This window comes from Chryseobacterium sp. AC417 (assembly GCF_979258215.1).
Genome location: NZ_OZ409845.1, coordinates 2467326 through 2488037 on the forward strand (window position 1 = coordinate 2467326; position 20712 = coordinate 2488037).

The window sequence follows — 20712 nt, forward strand, 5'->3', positions numbered from 1 at the left end:
TTTCAAAATATTTAACAATAAGTTAATCCCCGTAACATTAGATTCGAGATTTATTAATATTCGGCAAGGTTTAATTAAAACCTTTTTAACAGAGGGCTCACCGCAATCTTATAGTTTTGCAATGTAAAAATAAAAGTATTAAAAGTGAAAACAAAACTATTCTCAATTGCAGCTCTCGCATTCATGATGAGCACTGCATTTCAAGCACAAACAACGATTTTTGGTCAAGGTTCGTCTTGGAAATACAATGACAACGACGTAGCTCTTGTCAGCACATGGAAAGATGCCAACTACGATACATCGGCATGGCCGTCCGGAAATGGACCTTTGGGTTATGGTGATCCTGTAACAACATCTTTCGTTACAGGAATAGATACTGCTTATCTTACAAAAGATTTTACGGTAAACTTAGCTGATCTTACCGATACAATGGAATTTGGTGTAAGAAGAGATGACGGTATTATCGTTTATCTGAACGGGGTAGAAGTGATAAGAGACAATATGCCTGCAGGTGTGGTTTCTCACGGTGATTTTTCCAGCACTATAGTTGATGGTTCTGCTGAGACAACTTTCAATGTTTTTTCAATTCTTAAAAACAAATTTGTACAGGGTAATAACAGAATTTCAATCCAGTTGCACAATAGAAGTGCAACGAGCTCAGATTTAACAATTGATGCGTATCTTAAAACTACACCCGTTGTAACGCCTCCGATAACTACCACTTGTACAGGCACACACATCAGCTGTTTTACGTCAATCGTACCTACTTCACAGACTTCAAAATTAATTATTCCTTCTGAACACAGATTTCAATTAATCTTAAAAGAAGGTGATGCTTACACAGAAGGTGGCGGTCTTGTAGGAGGTCAAAATGATTTTACAGGTTACGTACCAAAAACTGCAAGCAGTACAAACGGATATCTTTCTGTAAATCATGAAACCAGTCCTGGTGGAGTGACGATGGCAGAGATCAATTACAATGCAACTACTAAACTTTGGGCGTTAACCAAATCTAGAGGAGTAAGTTTCTCTGCAACAAGTTTGGTTCAGACTATCAGAAACTGTTCTGGTGGAGTTACACCTTGGGGAACAGTTGTTACTGCGGAAGAATCTGTAACAGGAAACGACACTAATGCGGATGGAAACCATGACTACGGATGGTTGGTAGAAATTAATCCTGCTACTGCACAGGTAATGTCTCACAATCCATTAGGAACTCAGGATAAGCTTTGGCAAATGGGTAAGATGAACCATGAAAATGTGGTGGTCAACAATGCAGGAACGATAGCTTACTTCGGTGAAGATGGAGGTACAAACTTAGTGTACAAATATGTGATGGACACTCCAAACAATTTGACATCAGGAAACTTGTATGTTTTACAGCTGAATCAACCTCTTTCTGGTGGTAATCCTACAGGAACTACGGCAAACTGGGTTCAGGTTCCGAATAAATTAAAAGCTGACCAAAACAATACACAAGCACTTGCATTATCTTTAGGCGGTACTGCATTCAACGGTGTTGAAGATATTGAAATCAGCCCACTAGATGGAAAAGTTTATTTTGCAGCTAAAGGTCTAAACAAAGTTTACCGTTTACTGGATAATGGGACGACCGCTTCTCAGGTAGAAGTTTTCGTAGGTGGAGATACGACACAATATTCTTTCAATACAGCTCAAGGTATGAAAACTGAATTCTGGGGTGACGGAAATGATAACTTAACTTTTGATGAGCTGGGAAATCTTTGGGTACTTCAGGATGGTGGTAAAAACTATATCTGGGTAATTGCTCCGGATCATACTGCTGCAAATCCTAAAGTAAGATTATTCGCATCTATGCCTGCAGGTTCTGAGCCAACTGGTCTTACATTTACACCAGATCATAAATTCGGTTTCTTCTCTATTCAACATCCAAATTCTACAATCGATACAGATATTGATGCTACCGGAAACGTGATTGATTATAAAGGAAAATCTGCTACAATGGTGGTTGCCTTACAACAGTTTTTAGGCTCTTCAGCAGTTTTAGGTACAACAGAAATAATTAAAGAAACTGAAGTTACCGTTTCTCCTAATCCTACATCAGGAATAGTGAAAATCAACTCGCCAAAAGCTTTGAAAAATCTTGAAATTACAGCATACACTATGGATGGTAAAATTGTTTACAGCAAGAAATTTACTGGCAGCAATACATCTTTAGAATTAGATTTTACAAATCAACTTCAGGTTTCAAGAGTTTTAATGTTAAACATTGAGGCTGAAGGATTCCAAAAAACCATGAAAATTCTTAAAAAATAATTACTGATTTTCTTTCTCAGCTGCCGGCAGTTTCTTTGCCGGTGGCTTTTTGTTTTTGTAAACTCACCTAAAATAAATTTTATAATAGATTTTTGTTAAATGGAAAAACTGATTTTAATCTTCACTTTCTTATCTGTTGGTACAATAAAAGCACAAATCGACCCCATAAAGTATCCTACATTTACCAATATGGAAGATGCTTTGAAAAGTGATAAACCGGTTTACAGCATGAGTTTCAGAGAAAAGGCACTATTTAATATACCTTCTGATCTTACAAAGATGAAGTCTCTTTTTTTTCTAAATCTCATGGCGAACAATTTAGAAAAAATGGAAGCCGGAATTTTTGAACTAAAAGATTTAGAAATTCTAAATATGAATTCTAACAGTATAAAATTTATCCCAAACGATATTGGTGAACTGAAAAACTTGAAGGTTTTTTCAATGAATTTGAACAGTTTAACAACCATAAATCATAATCTCACAAAACTTCAGAAACTAAAAACAGTTCATTTTGATGCCAATAATCTGAATGTTTTCCCTGAAGCTTTAATAGAAATTCCAACTTTGGAAGAGATAAATCTCAGTAGCAATCAAATCAGTTTTGTTGCTCAGGATTTAAATAAGATTAAAAACTTAAGCTATTTAAATCTTGCATCAAACCAAATCAATGATCTTACGAAAGTGAAGTTTCCTAAGAAATTAAAATATGTAGAACTTCAACAAAATATGCTGGTAAGACTTCCTGATGATTTATTCAAATCTGAAAATCTGGAATTTTTGAATGCGAGCGATAATCATCTGAAAGAAATTTCGCCAAAAGTAAAAGGTTTAAAGGATGTTGTCAGCATGAATCTGGCAAATAATCAACTCACACATCTTCCAAAAGAATTTCAGGAACTGAAAAATCTTAGAACATTAATTCTTAAAGGAAATCCTATCGAAAAATCAACTGTAGAAAAGTTGAAAAAATTAATGCCTCAAACGCAGATCTATTTTTAGGATTATCCGCCGACTCTTTTTGTTTTAAACCCCATATTCTTTAAAATATCCATTATTTTATCCCGGTTATCCCCTTGAATGATAATGGTTCCGTCTTTTTCAGAACCACCGATTCCCAATGTGGTTTTTATTTTCTTTGAAATTTTCTTTAAATCATCCTCACTGCCTTCCCAACCTTCTACAATCGTTACAGGCTTTCCGTTTCTTCCTTTCTTTTCAAACTTACAAACCAGCGGTTCATTCTGTTTAAATTCTTCTTGGGGCATCTGAAAATCCTGCTCTTCGTGTTCAGGAAAAAGGTTTTTAAGTTGGTCACGTAAATCCATACCGCAAAATTAATAAAATATTTGTTTGACAAAGAAGAAGTTTTTTAATTAAAATTTAAGTCTTTCAAATTCTTCAATTCATTTCTAAATCAATAAATTTGTTTGTAAAAAATAAATTTAGAATGTCAAAAAAAGCAATACTGGCAATACTTGACGGATGGGGTTTAGGTCAAAACCCTGAAGTTTCTGCATTAGCTCAGGCAAACACACCATTTATAGATAGCTGTTATCAAAAATATCCACACACAACATTAGAAGCAAGCGGTCTTGCGGTAGGTCTTCCGTTAGGACAAATGGGAAACTCGGAAGTAGGACACATGAATTTGGGTGCCGGAAGAGTAGTTTATCAAAATCTGGTAAAACTCAATATGGCTGTTGAGAATGGAACTTTGGGTCATGAAGAAGTCATTCAGGAAGCTTTCGCTTATGCTAAAACAGAGAATAAAAATGTTCATTTCATCGGATTGGTTTCCAATGGCGGAGTACATTCACATATCAATCATTTAAAAGGATTATTAACTGCTGCAAGTGAATTTGGTTTGCACGAAAACGTCTACGTTCATGCATTTACAGATGGTAGAGATTGCGATCCTCATTCCGGATTAGGTTTTGTTGAGGAACTTCAGGATCACATGAGAACAACCACCGGAGCATTGGCAACGGTAATCGGAAGATATTTTGCAATGGACAGAGACAGACGTTGGGAACGTGTAAAACTGGCGTATGACGCAATGGTGAGCGGAATCGGACAAAGAACTATGGATGCAGCATCTGTGATTCAGAATTCTTACAATGAAGGAGTTACCGATGAGTTTATCAAACCCATTATTTTAGTAAAAGATACACAGATTGGAAACGAAGTTCCGGTAGGAAAAATTGTGGATAATGATGTGGTGATTTGCTTCAATTTCCGAACAGACAGAGGCAGAGAAATTACTGAGGTTCTTTGTCAGCATGATATGCCCGAATATTTCATGCGAAAACTAAATCTTCATTATGTTACTTTGACCAATTATGACAAAACGTACGAGAATGTAAAAGTGGTTTTTGATGAAGATGTATTAAGAGAGACGATGGGCGAAATTCTTGAAAGAAATGGAAAAAGCCAAATCAGAATTGCTGAAACAGAAAAATATCCGCACGTTACTTTTTTCTTTTCTGGCGGTCGTGAAGAACAGTTTGAGGGTGAAAGAAGATTGTTGTGTCCTAGTCCGAAAGACGTTCCGACCTACGATTTAAAACCTGAAATGTCTGCTTACGAAATCACGAATGCCATTCTTCCTGAATTACAAAACGAAACGGCTGATTTTATCTGTTTGAATTTTGCCAATACGGATATGGTGGGTCATACAGGAGTTTTTGAAGCAGCTGTGAAAGCAGCTGAAACGGTAGATCAGTGCATCGAAAAAGTTGCAACCACGGCGTATGAGCACGGTTATGCTGTATTTATTCTAGCCGACCACGGAAATTCTGATGTGATGATCAATGCAGACGGATCACCAAATACACAGCATTCAACCAATTTAGTTCCGTTAATTGTGATGGATAAAGACCGCCAGTGGAATTTAAAACCCGGAAAACTAGGCGATATGGCTCCTACAATTCTTTCGGTAATGGGTGTTGAAATTCCTGCAATCATGACAGGCGAAATCCTAACCAGCTAATAATTAAAATATTATTATACAAATACTATTGTTTTATTCAAATAACGGTATGATTTATGTCACACCTATTATGACAAGCATAGAACGATATGCTACAAATAGTAAAATATTAATATATTTGCAATTCATAAACGTATCAAAATGTACAACAAGCTCGTAAGGAAAGAGGTAATGGGTATTTTGGAAAAGGAAGTAGGTTCTTTTCTTGAAAGATTTTTAACTCCAATTGAAAAAATCTGGCAGCCGTCAGATTTTCTTCCGGATCCTTCTAGTGATGATTTCAAATACGATCTGGATGAAATTCAGACATTCGCCAGAGAAATGCCCTACGATTTGTTCGTAACATTGATTGGTGATTGTATCACTGAGGAAGCTTTACCATCTTATGAATCTTGGTTAATGGGTGTTGATGGCATCAATCAGGAAGACAATAGAGTTGGCTGGGCAAACTGGATCAGATCTTGGACGGGTGAAGAAAACAGACACGGAGATTTACTGAACAAATATCTTTATCTCTGTGGAAGAGTGAACATGAGACAAGTTGAGATCACTACACAATACTTAATCAGTGATGGTTTTGATATCGGTACAAGTATGGATCCTTACAGAAACTTCGTCTATACAAGCTTTCAGGAAACGGCGACCAATATTTCTCACAGAAGAGTAGGTACTTTAGCAAAACAATCGGGCAATACAAAACTGGCTAAAATGTGTGCAGTAATTGCAGCAGATGAAGCAAGACACGCCAAAGCATATAAGCACTTTGTAGCAAAGATTCTAGAACTCGATCCTTCAGAAATGATCTTGGCATTTGAGGATATGATGCGTAAAAAAATTGTGATGCCTGCACACATGATGAGACAGTCTGGTCAAAAAGCGGGTGAGCTTTGGGGACATTTTTCAGATGCAGCGCAAAGATGTATGGTTTATACAGGTCAGGATTATATCAATATCATGAAAGATTTGTTAGATGAATGGAAAATCGAACACGTAACAGGTCTTACAGAAAAAGCAGAAAAGGCTCAGGAATATTTAATGAAACTTCCTTCAAGATTACAAAAAATCACAGACAGAGTTTCTACTCCGGATTTACAATTTGAGTTTAGCTGGGTAAAGCAATAAAATTTCAATTTAATAGTAAATTATAATTCAGAGTGTCGGATGTTTTTTCGACACTCTTTTTTTATTTATTATCTTTGCCAGGCTAAAAAGAACAAAATGATTAGTAATAAAAAAATTGCAGTAGATTTTGACGGAACAATCGTTGACGATGCATATCCCGGAATAGGAAAGACAAAAATTTTCGCATTTGAAACTTTAAAAAAATTGCAGGCTCAAGGTTACAGATTGATACTCTGGACATACAGACACGGCAAAACCCTTGATGAAGCGGTAGAATTCTGTAAAAAAAACGGAATTGAGTTTTATGCAATTAATTCTAGTTTTGAGGGAGAAGTTTTTGACAGCGAAACTCAATCCAGAAAACTTGATGCAGATTGGTTTATTGATGACAGAAATTTGGGTGGTTTTCCGGGATGGGGAGAAATCTATAATATTATTAACGATAGAATTGAGTTCCGTGTTGAAGGCAAAGAAGTTTTAGCCTATTCAAAACTAAAAAAAGAAAAGAAAAAAGGTTTATTCTGGTAGATTAAAAAAATTAGAAGTTAGATGTAAGACATTAGAAGTTAATTTTTTAAGTCAGCTTTTAATTTTAAAATTTTAATCAGAAAATATTAGATGTTATGAAAAAAAAGCAAGAAACTTTTTAATTTAATTTTAACATCTAAGTTCTAATATCTAAACAAAACAATGATTCAATTAAAAACAATAGACGAAATTCGTCTTATGAGAGAAAGTGCTCAGCTGGTTTCCAGAACATTAGGAATGTTGGCGAAAGAAATCAAACCTGGGATTACTACTTTATATTTAGATAAATTAGCTCACGATTTTATCAAAGATCATGGCGCAGAACCGGCATTTTTAGGATACGGAGGTTTTCCGTATTCATTATGTATTTCACCCAATGAGCAAGTTGTGCATGGTTTCCCGAATAAAGAAGAAATTAAAGAAGGTGATGTGCTTTCTGTTGATTGCGGAGCTATTTTGAATGGTTTCGTAGGCGATCACGCTTATACTTTTGAGATTGGTGAAGTAAAACCTCAGATCAAAAAACTACTCAAGGTTACTAAAGAATCTTTGTACAAAGGCATTGAACAATGTGTGAGAGGAAAAAGAATCGGAGATATTTCTCATGCTATCCAGTCACATTGTGAGAAGCAAGGTTATGGCGTAGTAAGAGAATTGGTAGGTCATGGTTTAGGAAGAAAAATGCACGAAGAACCCAACGTTCCCAACTACGGAAGACAGGGCAGTGGTAAAATCATTAAAGATGGTCTAACGATTGCCATCGAGCCAATGGTCAATATGGGAACTGAAAAAGTGAAATTTCACAATGATGGTTGGACGGTAACTACCTTAGATAATCTTACTTCGGCACATTTTGAACATGATGTTGCGGTTGTAAACGGTAAACCTCTTTTACTTTCTACATTCAAGTATGTTAACGAAGCTTTAGGCATTGAAAGTGATGATGAAAAGCCATTTCAATTTGATTTTTAGATGCTTTGAAAGGATGAAGCCATAAAGTGTAGATAAAAAATATTGCAATTAACAAAATAATAAGGCGCAAAGCGCTGATATGTTGGACAGAACATCATCAATAATTACCAACATATCGCTGCTTCGCAGCTTTTTATAAAATAAAAAGTGAAAAAAATTACTAAGCTTTTACTAAATAAAATTCCTCGTCCGATGCTCATTCAGATGAGTGTTTGGGCGCGTCCTTTAATTTACCAGTTTTTTAAAGGAGATCAGTTTTTCGACCCGATTGATGGAAGGTCTTACCGAAAATTTCTACCGTACGGTTACGGAAAACAAAGGGAAAACGCTTTATCACCGGGAACTTTAAGCTTAGAGAGACACCGCCAAATGTGGTTGTATCTTCAGAACGAAACCGATTTTTTCATTAAAAATGCTAAAGTTCTGCACATTGCTCCTGAACAGGAATTTCTTAGAAAGTTTAAAAGAATGAGCAATCTCAATTACATTTCGGCAGATTTGTATTCGCCGATTGTAGATGTGAAAGCTGATATTTTAGATTTGCCTTTTGAGAACGAAAGTTTTGATGTGGTTTTCTGTAATCATGTGTTAGAACATATTGAAGATGATGCAAAAGCAATGAGCGAGTTGTATCGTGTTTTGAAACCAGGAGGATGGGGAATTATTCAGGTGCCGATGAAAAATTCTTTGGAGAAAACCTATGAAGATTTTACCATAAAAGATCCGAAAGAACGTCAGAAACATTTCGGCCAGTACGATCACGTTCGCTGGTACGGAATGGATTATTTTGACCGTCTGAGAAAAGCGGGTTTCGAAACCGAACCTAATTTCTACTCAAAACAGTTCAGCGACGCTGAAATTTTAAAATACGGACTCAATCACAACGAAATTTTACCTGTTGTTTATAAAAAATAAAAAAACGTCTTCAATTTTGAAGACGTTTTTGTTTGAGCAAAATTGTAAATTAATCTTTTATAAAAAACTCAGGTTTTAAATTTTCAATCATCAGAATATACTGGCCTTTCTGAAAATGACTTACATCGATCTTGATTGATTTTCCCGAAGTCAGAGTTTCATAAACCAGTTTTCCTGAAGTTTCATAGATCTTGAGATTCAAATTTCTTTCAATATTTTCAACAGTCAAAAAATCTTTTGAAGGATTTGGGAATATTTTGAAATTCTTTTTCAGCACATCTTCTTTTGTACCAAGTATCGAATTGTTGTAAAATATTTGCGTTCCCGTTGTCGGGTTTGTAATAATCAATGTTTTAGATGTTCCGTTGTTTATAATTTGATAATTGTATAATGTTCCTGCCGGAACAGGTACAGACGGATTCCCAATATAAAAGTCGCAGTTCTTTTGGTCAAAACCTTGTACAGCAGTCATATTTGTTCCCCAATAATCAGCCAATGTACATCCTCCGGCATTTTTTGTGAAATTGCTGAGTGTTGGCGAAAAAGTAATATTCGATGTTGCCGTATTAAAATATTTGGAAGTAAAAATGTATTCGGAGCCATTTTGCAAAAAGGTTGAAGCCGGAGTACTAAAATTCATTGCAGGAGTGGTTACGCTTTGACCATTAGTGATTATTTGCGAAATGTACCAGCTGTTGTTAAAAAGTTCAGCACTTTGTGCAAAAGCAAGATGACTCAAAAAGGTTAAAATGAATAGAGATTTTTTCATGGAAAATTTTATTTAAAGATATTAAATAAAAAGAATCTACATATGGTGATATGTGTTAAATTTAATTGATACGTTTTTTATTTTAAAAATTAATGAGAAACAGCTTTCAGACCGATAACAGAACCAATCAATGTACAGATAAAGAACATTCGCCAGAAACTTACAGGGTCTTTAAAAACAAGAATACCCATTAGAACGGTTCCTACAGCACCAATTCCCGTCCAGACGGCATAAGCTGTTCCTATAGGAAGTGTTTGTGTTGCTTTAATTAATAAAAGCATACTGATAGTAAGACAAACTAAAAATCCTCCAAACCAAAGATGCATTGTCGTTCCTGAGGTTTCTTTTACTTTTCCTAAACAAGAAGCGAAGCCCACTTCAAACAGTCCTGCAATAATTAAAATAATCCAATTCATAACCAAATAATCTTTAAAATTTATCCTAAACGGTAAAATTATGTCTTTTAAATGTAATATTGAAGAAAGTCAATTTTTGTTTTACTAACTTTGCAAATCGTAATAAAAGCGACTTAATTTTTTTATATGCATAAAGCAGGATTTGTAAATATTGTTGGAAAGCCAAACGCCGGAAAATCAACCCTTTTGAATGAATTAATGGGTGAGAAACTGGCAATTGTTACCCAAAAGGCACAGACAACCAGACATAGAATTTTTGGAATTTATAATGAAGAAGATTTACAGATCGTATTTTCTGATACTCCGGGAGTTTTAGATCCAAAATACGGTTTACAGGAAAAAATGATGGATTTTGTGAAAGATTCTTTACAGGATGCAGACGTTTTTCTTTTCATTGTAGATGTTACGGATAAATCTGAACAATCAGAATTTTTAATTGAAAAATTAAACAAAATCCCGGTTCCGGTTTTATTATTATTAAATAAAATTGATCAGACTAATCAGGAAGGTCTTGAAAAAATAGCTACTGAATGGCACGAAAGAATTCCTAAAGCCGAGATTCTTCCTATTTCTGCATTAAAGGCTTTCAACACAGATATTATTTTACCAAAATTAAAATCTATGTTACCGGAAAGTCCGGCGTACTACGATAAAGATATGTACACCGATAAGCCGGAAAGATTTTTTGTAAACGAAGCGATTCGTGAGAAAATTCTTTTGAATTATGACAAAGAAATTCCCTATTCTGTAGAAGTTGTGACTGAAATGTTCAAAGAAAACGAAGGAATTATCTTTATTGATTCAATCATTTATGTGGAAAGAGATACCCAAAAAGGAATCATTATCGGACATAAAGGAGAAGCTATCAAAAAAGTAGGAACAGAAGCAAGAATAGATCTGGAGAAGTTTTTTTCTAAAAAAATACATTTAAATCTGTTTGTAAAAGTGAAAAAAGACTGGAGAAAGAACGACAGAGATCTGAAGAATTTTGGGTACAGATAGACTAAAAAGTCAATATACATCGTTGTATCAAAAGATTTTATTATCTTTAAACTAAATTTTTAATTTAATGGGCTACTTAAATTCAAAAACTAATCCCATCATTATAGACATCGTTTTGTGTATTGTGAGATTATTTGTAGGTTTTGCCATGCTTTCTCACGGTTTTCCGAAACTTCAGCAATTATTGAATGGAGGCGAAATTCAGTTCTATGATTTCATAGGATTGGGGCCAAAGATTTCGCTAATACTGACTGTATTTGCAGAGTTTGTCTGTTCAATTTTCATTATCTTAGGTCTTTTCACCAGAATTGCAGGCGGATTTTTACTGTTCACGATGGGAATTGCAGCATTCGTAGTTAATGGTTAAGACCCTTTTGATAAAAGAGAAATGAGTTTATTGTATCTTTCAGTGTATGCACTTATCATCACATTCGGGGCAGGAAAGTTCTCCATAGATCATATGATAGAAAAGAGAAGAAGGGCATCAGAATGGTAAACTTTATTTTTAAATATACAAAGCGGTAATTTATTTGCCGCTTTTTTTTTTGATTAAATGTCTGGTGAATGGTCAAATCAATTATTTTCTGAGAGTATTTTGTTTTGTATAACATCGTCCCTTTTGTGGTTAAATACTTTTCATTAAATTCGTATCAAATCAAAAAGATAATGAAGATCAAATTAACCATCTGTTTATTGGCGTTTCTCAATTTTTACGAAGCACAGGAAAATATTTCTTACCAAAAGCCTTCTGCAGAAATTTTAAAGCTCGCAGATTATGACAGACCACCAAGTGTTTTAACCAATTCCAAAAAAGACTGGGTTGTTTTTGTATACCGTCCGACCTACAAAACGTTGGATGATCTTAATCAACAGGAAATGAAACTGGGTGGTTTGAGAATCAATCCGGTAACAAATATTTCAAGTTCGACATCATATTCTTACAATCTGAAAGTGAGAAAGATGAATGATAAAATGGAAATTCAGGTAAAAGGTCTGCCGGCAAATCCTAAAATTACCAATACTTCCTTTTCACCTGATGAGAAAAAATTAGCTTTCACAAACACTACCGATAAAGGAGTTGAACTTTGGGTTGTTGATCTTGAAACCGCAACAGCAAAAAAGATGACTAAAGATAATCTGAATGCCAATTTAGGAAATCCTTACACCTGGATAAAAGATTCTCAGAGTTTCCTGATTAAAGTTCTTCCCGAAAACAGAGGTAGATTAACAGATTCTTCAAAAGATCTTCCTACTGGTCCTATTGTTTCTACAGCTGACGGAAAAGTTTCTCAGAACAGAACGTATCAGGATTTGCTTAAAAATCCGCAGGATGAAAAGAATTTTGAAATCCTTACGGCGTCTGAATTATACAATGTTGATTTAAACGGAAATTTAAAAAAGATAAAAGATCAGGATTTATATAGCGGAATCAGCTATTCTCCAGACGGAAATTATCTGATGTTGACCACTGTTAAAAAACCTTTTTCATACATCGTTCCTTTGAGCAGATTTCCTATGACCACAACGGTTTATGATGCTAAAGGAAATACGGTAAAAGTTGTGAACGAAATTCCGTTAAATGAAATTATGCCGAAAGGATTTTCATCAGTACGCACCGGGAAAAGAGATATGAGCTGGAGAGCCGATCAGCCTGCCACTTTAGTTTATGCTGAAGCACTGGATGGAGGAGATCAGTCGAAAACAGTGGATTTCAGAGATGAAGTTTTCACCTGGGAAGCACCGTTTACTGCACAGCCGAGGTCGTTCTTCAAAACTAAACAGCGTTATGAAGGAACAAGCTGGACGAATAATCATTACGCAATCGTTTCCGAAGGTTGGTATGATACCCGAAATACAAAATCTTATCTGGTAAATTTAAATGACGGAAAATCGCAGATCATAGAAGATAGAAATTACCAGGACGTTTACAGCGATCCGGGAATTTTTAATACCACAAAAAATAATTTCGGAAGATATGTTTTAGATATGAAAAATGATAAAGCTTATCTCATCGGTGCCGGATTTACCAAAGAAGGTCAACATCCATTCATAGATGAAATGGACATGAAATCTTTAAAAAGAAAAGACTCTACACGTCTAATCTCAAAGGTGCCAAAGAAGAAATAATCGATATCATCAATCCTGTAAAAGGAGAGGTATTAATGATTCAGCAGTCTGCAAGTCAGTACCCGAATTATTTCAAGAAAAATATTAAAAACAATAAAACTGAAGCGATAACCAATTTTGCGAATCCTTTTGAAAGCATCAAAGATGTTTACAAAGAAGTAATTACTTATAAAAGAAATGATGGTGTTACTTTAACAGGAACACTTTATTTACCAGCGAACTATGACAGAAAAGCGAAAAAAGAAAAACTTCCGTTATTGATCTGGGCATATCCTACAGAATATAAAGATAAAAACACGGCAGGTCAGAATACGCAAAACCCGAACGACTTTACTTTCCCATATTACGGTTCGTTTGTGTACTGGACAGCCAAAGGGTATGCCGTGCTTGATGATGCCGCATTTCCGATCATCGGTGAAGGAAAAACAGAACCGAACGACACCTTCATTCCACAGTTGGTTGCCAACGGAAAAGCTGCCATTGATGCAGTAGATCAGTTGGGATATATTGACAGAAATAAAGTGGCTGTTGGCGGACATTCGTACGGTGCATTTATGACTGCCAATCTTTTGACACATTCTAAAGATTATGCCTGCGGAATTGCAAGGAGTGGAGCCTACAACAGAACTTTGACACCTTTTGGTTTCCAGAAGCGAACAGAGAAATTATTGGGATGTTCCTGAAATTTACAATACGATGTCACCATTTATGAATGCAGATAAGATGAAAACACCATTGCTGCTGATTCACGGTGATGCAGACAACAACCCGGGAACATTTACTTTACAGACCGAAAGATATTTTCAGGCTTTGAAAAATTTGGGAGCTCCTGTGAAAATGGTTCTTTTACCAAAAGAATCTCATGGTTATGCTGCAAAAGAAAACATTCTTCACCTTCTTTGGGAACAGGATCAGTTTCTGGAGAAATGTCTGAAAAAATAATGACTGAAACTCGTTCGAAAGAACGAGTTTTTTTATGGAAGATATGTGAGAATAATTCACATTATGTTCACGTTAGTTTTTGTAATTTTCAAGGACAAAATTCACTACAAATATTAGATTCCGAAAGGTTATCTTTCTCAAAAAAAAGTTATGTTAAAAACAAACCAACCATTTTTAGATTATTTAGAAAAAATATATAATAATCAGGAGAACAAAGGTAATATCATTGTAGATTCTTTTGAAAAAGGAGAAAAAATATTGACCCAAAACGAAGTTTCTACTAAGATAATGCTTATCAAAAGTGGAATTACAAAATGCTTTTTCACAGAAAAAAATGATCAGGAATACATCGTGGAATTTCTTGGAAAAGGAGAGATTGTCGGCGAAATAGAGGTGATGAAGAATGTTCCGTGTATTTGCAGTATTGAAGCTATCACAGAAGTTACAGTTTTTTCAATGACGATCCCGTACTTTCAGTCATTGATTAAAAGCAATATTGATTTAAACAATTTATTGCTTGATGTTTTCGCTGAGCGTATTGTCAATACTTCAAACCGATCATCTTATCAGCAGCTTCATTCAACAGAACATACTTTATCTCAACTTCTCGAACTTAAAGCGAAAGAAATGAAGATTTCAAAAAAAGACATGGCGGCTTATCTGGGAACTACCGTCAGAAGCCTGAACAAAGCTTTGAAAGACTTTAAGGAAAAGATGGTATGATTTAATGATTATACAGGGTATCTTCATTTCCTAAATAAAAATTATCTTAGAAATGCTTAAACTAAACAAAACCTCGCTCAATCTGAACGAGGTTTTTGTTTACTTTTTTAATACGCTGATAATCTCCTGCAATTGTTGGATCATCTTATCCTTGTCTTTCAGTCTCTCTTCGTACAGAGATTCTATCTTTTCTGTTTTATCTTTATTTTCCTGATACAGATTTTGAATATCCTGATAACCTACAGAAGCATCATAGAAATTTTGCTGATTATAAATGTTATTTGGATTTGCATCCAATAATTCATAAACCGGAGCTTCCAGAATTTCAGCAATCTGATATAATCGATCAACAGTAAGTTTGGTTTCGTTCTTTTCTATTTTGCTATAGGCTGCCTGGCTGATGTGCAGTTCCTCTGCCATATTCTCGTGTGAAAAGCCTTTCTTCTTGCGGTATTCTTTTATTTTTTCGATGATAACTTCCATGGTATCCATAACTAAAAATTGTAATTATTAGTGCAAAAGTAATATTTTTTCCGAAAAAGTTGTGTAATGATTTCAGAAAATGTTTAATATTGTAGTATTAAATAATTAAAAACAAACACAAATGAAAAAACTCAGTTCCCTGATGTTTCTGGCATTGGCATTTTTAGTCCTAAGTTGTAGAAACGAATTAGATTCTATGCAGGAAAACACTCCAAAATTTACACAGACTCAGAAATCTATTTCTTCCAAGCTTATTTCTATTAATACCGTTAGAAAAGAAGTCAAAAGCTTTAGCAAATTTCAAAGCAGCTTAAATAATTCTAAAGCAGGTAAAACATCTTTTGATATAAACTCAAACAATATTTTATACAGAAAATTTGAAAATGCAACAACAGGAATTACTACTTATACTTTACCTATTAACTCTTATTCTTCCCAAAAACCATATTATCTGATTCAACAAATCTTGATATCACCCTCAAATGTTGAAACAACAAGATATTTGAAGATAATTCCAAACAATCCTCCTGCTTATAAAACAGAAGATGTTTTGAAAAATCTTACTGGTTCTATTGAAGTTTATGATGAAGATATGTCCTATGTTTCTGCAACAAACTATCTAAATGGCGTTGCACAAAATTTATCATCACAGAATAAACCTGGTCAAAATGTATCAAATAAAACATCGGGAGAATGTGATGTTGATATTATCACAACAGAAGTACTATGTTCAAATGGAAATGGTCATCATGTTGGTCAGACTTGCGATCCAGGAATGACGAACGACGCTCACTTTGAAGTCACGATTGTAGTAAGCTGTCCACATGAATTTGGACCGGCAACAATAGGAAATCCAGGAAGCAACGGAAGCGGAAGTTTAAGTGGAGGTTATGTTTTTGACGAACAATTGAACGCATTGCTTACTAACTCTACATTTCTATATGGAGATTATTTAACTTCGCCTGGTCATGAACTTCTTTTGCAGATCGTAAGACAATGGATCCCTGCTAATGTTACTGATATCAATGGAGATTTATCTGAACTCAATACAAGATTACAGCATTTTTCTAATAACGATCAAATGTTCAATGATCTTGCGACGTATAACCAGAATACTCCTAATGTGCCTAATGCAGAAGTGACTGATTACAGCATCAGAGTGTATGAGCTTTTCAAGTTTTTACTCGATAACCCTTCACCGGAAAATGGTCAGATTGCATCTTGGGCTGTAAGTTTTTTTGACCAAAACAGGTTTGTATCTTGGGAAGATTTTAGAAATACACATATTCTAAATGCAGGATTTATTTCTTACATCAATACATTGCCGATGAATTTGAAACAGGTAATAAACAACCAATCAAACCAAGAATTTTTATTCGGACTCAACACTTACTACACTTCTCAAGCTGGAAGTCAGCAAGCAAAGAATTTTATAACTTGGGCATTGCAATTTAAAGCAGTTAATACTAATACAACTTGGGCAACATTTAAACCAATGTTAACATTTGCACACAACTTTTTACAAGAAAATCCTGATACATTAAATCCAGAACAAATATTTCAAAGACTAAAAGATTTAGATAATGCGTTGACCCAAAATCCAAATTTTTTGATCAATATTCCTTGTTCACAACTACCAGATTGGGAAGAATTGGCTAACCATCCTATTCCGCAATCTGTTATAAATAAAATATTTCAAGTTAATGATAACACAGGTTGGTTTAGTAGCGCAGTTATTCAAAATTTAGACTACTCTAAATCATTTACAGTAAATATGGATGTTTACCCGGTTAAAATCACTAATATGCCTGAAAAATCACCAGGGTGAAATATACTCATGCAGAATTTTTCGATTACTTTCGAAAAAACATAAATAACTTTACAGATATTAATCACGGCAACTTTTATCCAGTTGTTGAACCCCAATATGGGATTGATGACACTCAACTTTGGTATTCTAATAATCCAGTTGGTTCTTTAATTACAATAAAAATTCCAGCTGATAATGGGACTGTTGTTTGTAGTGGTTTTAATTCTCAAGCATGGATTTTCACAACGGTTAAGTCACCTTGGGATGGAGAACATCCTGTAAGTGGGAATAGATTATTTGGTTATTTCGTTGATGCTGCAGGAAATATGATTATATATACTAGAGGTGTAGATAGATTTACCACAAAAGTATCTAATAATGCGTTACAATATACTGTTGAGAATTTTGGGTATTCAGAAGCTAAAACCATGTGGCAAAATATGCAGCAAAAAGTTTCTACATTTGTGAATAATAAAAATGGTAACTCTTCAATTATTCCTGGTGTGGATTATACACCAAGTTACATATTTATAAAAGATTATCTAAAAGGAATTAAACCATTAACAGCATTAGGATGTCACTAAAGTTTTACACCGTTTTTAACTTTTTGTTTTTTATATTGATACTATTAATATTTTCGATATTATCAAGTGTTTTAATTTGCATAGTACAATATAATTTCCAGTATTTGATTTTGTATTTATTTCGTATAATAAGTCACATTTTTGAACCTTATAACTTGTTTTGTATTAGCTGCTTTTTCATTACTTATATACTGATATCATATTATTTAAAAAATTCTAGAAATATATTTTTTGTTGTTTTATTAGGGTCGGTATTGGGTATTATAGTATATCAATATGATTTAAGAGCAATCTTTATTTATAAAAGTCTGCCATTAGATAATTCTTTTTACATATATTTTATATCATATGTAATTACATTAATTTGTGGGTATAAATTATTAAAACAATTATGGAAAAACATTGATTATGAGAAATAACATTATAACAACATTGATATTACTTATAGGATTGAGCATGAACGCTCAATCCTATAATTTCGATTACAATTTAAAAATTAGAAATATCAATCCGAAAGGAGCAGCAAAAATAACTACGGGACAATATATTTTAAATTCTGATAATCCTAATTATGAGATGCATATAAGGAAAGATAATACAGGTGTGTTGATAGATAAGATTGATACAAAAAACTATAATGCTCACGATTTTCTGCATTCTAAGCTTTCTAATAAAAGTATCTACAGTTTTACTGCAACAAGAGAAGTTAAATATTCTGATAATAAATCAATAGATCATATTGTTGTTGAGAAAATAGGTGAGAATAAATATTTTATAAAATGTTACCCAACTAAAAAAGATAAAAGGACTAATTTAGAAATAATTGTTAATCTTAAGCCTTTAGACAAAGACTTACTAAGATTTTACTATTTAGATTTGAGTGACAATATTAGTCAAAAACTTATTGCTAGCTTGAAAGAAAAATTAGACGGTAATTATAATTACTTAATCGAAAGTTTTTCAACAAATTATAGAAATGGATATAAAACTGAAAGTTATATAGATGGTATAGAAAAGATTAATCTTAAAATTTTTACACCACAATAATAAACCTCAGAAATTCCTGCAGTTTTATTATTGATGTCTTGCCAATTATATTTATTACTATCAAAAATGATTTATTACAATACAAATTTCATCATAATATCCGTCTGCTTTTCGTTTCCAAACTTAAAAATATGCTTGTCAAATTCCACAAAACCATTTTTCTTATAAAACTGTATGGCTCTTGGGTTTTCTTCCCAAACGCCCAGCCAAACGTACCTGGCATTTTGTTCTTTGGCAATTTCTAAAGCTTTGTCGTAAAGAATTTGTCCGACCTTTTTACCGTGAAAATCTTTTGAAACATAGATTCTTTCGATTTCTAAAGCATCACTGTCCTGTAACTCTGTTTGTGCATTGCCGACATTTACTTTTAAATAGCCAATCACCTTACCTTCTGAAAGCGCAAAGAAAAATTCTGAACCTTCGTTTTGAATTTCAGCAGTAAGTTTCTTAACCGTAAAACCTTCCTTCATGTATTCCGCCATATTTTCTTCCGTGTTGTGAGGGGAGAAGGTATCGAAGAAGGTTTGTTCTGCAATGGTCTGAAGTTCTTTGATGTTATTCAGACTGACTTTTTTAATGATTATATTTTCCATGTATTCCAATTAAGTTAAATGGATGAATCCTGTTTAATTCTTCTCGCAGACATATCGAGAAAACGTTTCACCAACATAAATGCTGAAATCGTTAATCCCAATCCAAGCGCAATCCACATTCCGAAAGCGCCCATTTTTAAAGTTACACAGAGAAAATATCCTAACGGAATTGTAATCAGCCAATACGCAATAAATGTAATGATCGAAGGGATTTTCACATCCTGTAAACCTCTCAACATTCCCAAAGCAGTCACCTGAATGCCGTCTGAAAGCTGGAATAGCGCTGCGATAATCATGAGTTTTGAAGCCAGCATAATGACTTCAACTTCTTCCGGTTTTGTGAAAAATGTAGGGAGAATATTTCGTCCTAAGATGAAAATGATTCCACAAATACACATAAAGAGAAATGCGATTTTTAAATTGTTGATGCCTATTTTTCTTAATTCCACAAAGTTTTGTTCGCCCAGTTTTCTACCGATCATCACCGTAGATGCTACACTGAAACCTATACATAAGTTAAAAGTAAAAGATGCCATGCTCAATGCAATCTGATGAGAAGCGATATCGTGAGCCGAAATTAATCCACAGATAAATGCTGCTCCTGCAAAAGCAGTAACCTCAAAGAACATCTGCAAAGCGGTAGGAAAACCTAATCGTATCATTTTTTCAAACATATTCTTAGAGAAAACCTGCATTTTTAACGAAAATTCTTTGACGTATATTCTGGTTTTCGGTTCTTTCATTAAAACAAAATAAAGAAAAACCACCATGAAAATTCGTGCGATCAAACTTGCCAAAGCCGAACCTTTTACGCCCATTTCAGGGAAGATCCACAGTCCTTTGATCAAAACATAATTCAAAACGATATTGATCACGTTGGCGATAATCGTTGCTTTTGTAACTCCAATCGTATATGATAATCCTTCGGAAACCTCTCTCAAAGTCTGAAATGCCATAAAAGGAACAATGCTGATCGCCATAATCCATAAAAAATCTACCGTATCAGGAATGATTTTCGCAGGCTGACCCGAATGATAGAGTAGCGGTAATCCTAAAAATAAGACCAGCATCAGAATAACTCCCACAGTCATATTGATCACAAAACCATGGCTGAAAACTGAATTGATGGTTTTATGATCATTCTGAGAGTGCGCTTCAGAAACCAATGGCGGAATGGCAAAAGAAAAACCCAGTGCCAAAACAAACATGGAGAAAAATACTGCATTCCCCAAAGAAACAGACGCCAACGCATCTGCACCCAATAATTTCCCTACAATAATGTTGTCGAAGAGGTTAACAGAAACCTGGCCGACTTGTGTAAGCATGACCGGAAGTGCCAATGCAAGGGCTTCTTTCGTGTAATTTTTATTTAAAAAACTCATAATTGATGACAAA

Annotated in this window: 19 protein-coding genes and 1 pseudogene; 14 read left to right on the forward strand and 6 right to left on the reverse strand. The window is 34.3% G+C overall.

Features of this window, described 5'->3' with window-relative positions:
* Positions 1 to 144 precede the first annotated feature (144 nt).
* Both ACZZ9T_RS11745 and ACZZ9T_RS11750 read left to right on the forward strand, forming a co-directional pair.
* Complete coding sequence (locus tag ACZZ9T_RS11745; protein ID WP_463442243.1) at positions 145 to 2295, forward strand: alkaline phosphatase PhoX; 2151 nt, start codon at positions 145 to 147, stop codon at positions 2293 to 2295.
* 99 nt (positions 2296 to 2394) lie between these two features.
* Positions 2395 to 3294 carry a leucine-rich repeat domain-containing protein gene (locus ACZZ9T_RS11750; RefSeq protein WP_463442244.1) on the forward strand — a complete coding sequence of 300 codons (900 nt, stop codon included), beginning with the start codon at positions 2395 to 2397 and terminating at the stop codon, positions 3292 to 3294.
* 2 nt (positions 3295 to 3296) lie between these two features.
* Here the strand turns inward: ACZZ9T_RS11750 and ACZZ9T_RS11755 are convergent, their stop codons facing one another.
* Positions 3297 to 3620, reverse strand: coding sequence for a translation initiation factor (locus tag ACZZ9T_RS11755; protein WP_463432347.1), 324 nt, complete (start codon positions 3618 to 3620; stop codon positions 3297 to 3299).
* Positions 3621 to 3742: 122 nt separating this feature from the next.
* Between ACZZ9T_RS11755 and gpmI the strand changes: the two genes are divergently transcribed.
* The 5 genes from gpmI (at position 3743) to ACZZ9T_RS11780 (ending at position 8821) form a co-directional block, all read left to right on the forward strand.
* Complete coding sequence (gpmI, locus tag ACZZ9T_RS11760) at positions 3743 to 5284, forward strand: 2,3-bisphosphoglycerate-independent phosphoglycerate mutase (RefSeq protein ID WP_463442245.1); 1542 nt, start codon at positions 3743 to 3745, stop codon at positions 5282 to 5284.
* 141 nt (positions 5285 to 5425) lie between these two features.
* Positions 5426 to 6406 (forward strand): acyl-ACP desaturase, encoded by a 981-nt coding sequence (locus ACZZ9T_RS11765; RefSeq protein ID WP_463432351.1) that lies wholly within the window; start codon positions 5426 to 5428, stop codon positions 6404 to 6406.
* A 96-nt stretch (positions 6407 to 6502) separates the two neighbouring features.
* On the forward strand, positions 6503 to 6934 hold the full coding sequence (locus ACZZ9T_RS11770) for a BT0820 family HAD-type phosphatase (protein WP_463432353.1): 432 nt from the start codon (positions 6503 to 6505) through the stop codon (positions 6932 to 6934).
* 162 nt (positions 6935 to 7096) lie between these two features.
* Positions 7097 to 7906, forward strand: coding sequence for a type I methionyl aminopeptidase (gene map, locus ACZZ9T_RS11775; RefSeq protein ID WP_463442246.1), 810 nt, complete (start codon positions 7097 to 7099; stop codon positions 7904 to 7906).
* A gap of 147 nt (positions 7907 to 8053) precedes the next feature.
* Positions 8054 to 8821 carry a class I SAM-dependent methyltransferase gene (locus ACZZ9T_RS11780; RefSeq protein ID WP_463442247.1) on the forward strand — a complete coding sequence of 256 codons (768 nt, stop codon included), beginning with the start codon at positions 8054 to 8056 and terminating at the stop codon, positions 8819 to 8821.
* Between the two features lie 49 nt (positions 8822 to 8870).
* On the opposite strand, the gene ACZZ9T_RS11785 is transcribed toward ACZZ9T_RS11780, so the two are convergent.
* A complete protein-coding gene (locus tag ACZZ9T_RS11785; RefSeq protein WP_463442248.1) occupies positions 8871 to 9590 on the reverse strand; it encodes a T9SS type A sorting domain-containing protein in 720 nt (239 codons plus the stop codon).
* 89 nt (positions 9591 to 9679) lie between these two features.
* Positions 9680 to 10006, reverse strand: a complete 327-nt coding sequence (locus ACZZ9T_RS11790; protein WP_463442249.1) for a DMT family transporter — start codon at positions 10004 to 10006, stop codon at positions 9680 to 9682.
* Between the two features lie 126 nt (positions 10007 to 10132).
* Between ACZZ9T_RS11790 and era the strand changes: the two genes are divergently transcribed.
* The 4 genes and pseudogenes from era to ACZZ9T_RS11810 all read left to right on the forward strand — a co-directional run bounded on the left by era (position 10133) and on the right by ACZZ9T_RS11810 (position 14800).
* Positions 10133 to 11008: a GTPase Era gene (era, locus tag ACZZ9T_RS11795; protein ID WP_463432363.1), complete on the forward strand. Its 876-nt coding sequence runs from the start codon at positions 10133 to 10135 to the stop codon at positions 11006 to 11008.
* A gap of 67 nt (positions 11009 to 11075) precedes the next feature.
* A complete protein-coding gene (locus ACZZ9T_RS11800) occupies positions 11076 to 11375 on the forward strand; it encodes a DoxX family protein (protein WP_463442250.1) in 300 nt (99 codons plus the stop codon).
* 299 nt (positions 11376 to 11674) lie between these two features.
* Positions 11675 to 14077, forward strand: a pseudogene (locus ACZZ9T_RS11805) (alpha/beta hydrolase family protein).
* Between the two features lie 150 nt (positions 14078 to 14227).
* A complete protein-coding gene (locus ACZZ9T_RS11810) occupies positions 14228 to 14800 on the forward strand; it encodes a Crp/Fnr family transcriptional regulator (protein ID WP_463432368.1) in 573 nt (190 codons plus the stop codon).
* A gap of 99 nt (positions 14801 to 14899) precedes the next feature.
* Here the strand turns inward: ACZZ9T_RS11810 and ACZZ9T_RS11815 are convergent, their stop codons facing one another.
* Complete coding sequence (locus tag ACZZ9T_RS11815; protein WP_463442251.1) at positions 14900 to 15292, reverse strand: helix-turn-helix domain-containing protein; 393 nt, start codon at positions 15290 to 15292, stop codon at positions 14900 to 14902.
* A gap of 112 nt (positions 15293 to 15404) precedes the next feature.
* Here ACZZ9T_RS11815 and ACZZ9T_RS11820 point away from each other — a divergent pair, with 112 nt between their 5' ends.
* The 3 genes from ACZZ9T_RS11820 to ACZZ9T_RS11830 all read left to right on the forward strand — a co-directional run bounded on the left by ACZZ9T_RS11820 (position 15405) and on the right by ACZZ9T_RS11830 (position 18724).
* Positions 15405 to 17111, forward strand: coding sequence for a hypothetical protein (locus ACZZ9T_RS11820; protein ID WP_463442252.1), 1707 nt, complete (start codon positions 15405 to 15407; stop codon positions 17109 to 17111).
* Positions 17108 to 17677, forward strand: a complete 570-nt coding sequence (locus ACZZ9T_RS11825) for a hypothetical protein (RefSeq protein ID WP_463442253.1) — start codon at positions 17108 to 17110, stop codon at positions 17675 to 17677. Before ACZZ9T_RS11820 ends, ACZZ9T_RS11825 begins: the two co-directional genes overlap by 4 nt.
* Before the next feature lie 408 nt (positions 17678 to 18085).
* A complete protein-coding gene (locus ACZZ9T_RS11830; RefSeq protein WP_463442254.1) occupies positions 18086 to 18724 on the forward strand; it encodes a hypothetical protein in 639 nt (212 codons plus the stop codon).
* Positions 18725 to 18798: 74 nt separating this feature from the next.
* Here ACZZ9T_RS11830 and ACZZ9T_RS11835 read toward each other — a convergent pair whose 3' ends face one another.
* Both ACZZ9T_RS11835 and ACZZ9T_RS11840 read right to left on the reverse strand, forming a co-directional pair.
* On the reverse strand, positions 18799 to 19317 hold the full coding sequence (locus ACZZ9T_RS11835) for a GNAT family N-acetyltransferase (protein WP_463442255.1): 519 nt from the start codon (positions 19315 to 19317) through the stop codon (positions 18799 to 18801).
* Between the two features lie 14 nt (positions 19318 to 19331).
* The gene (locus ACZZ9T_RS11840; protein ID WP_463442256.1) at positions 19332 to 20699 is read right to left on the reverse strand and encodes an MATE family efflux transporter; all 1368 of its coding nucleotides are present in this window, start codon (positions 20697 to 20699) and stop codon (positions 19332 to 19334) included.
* Positions 20700 to 20712 lie beyond the last annotated feature (13 nt).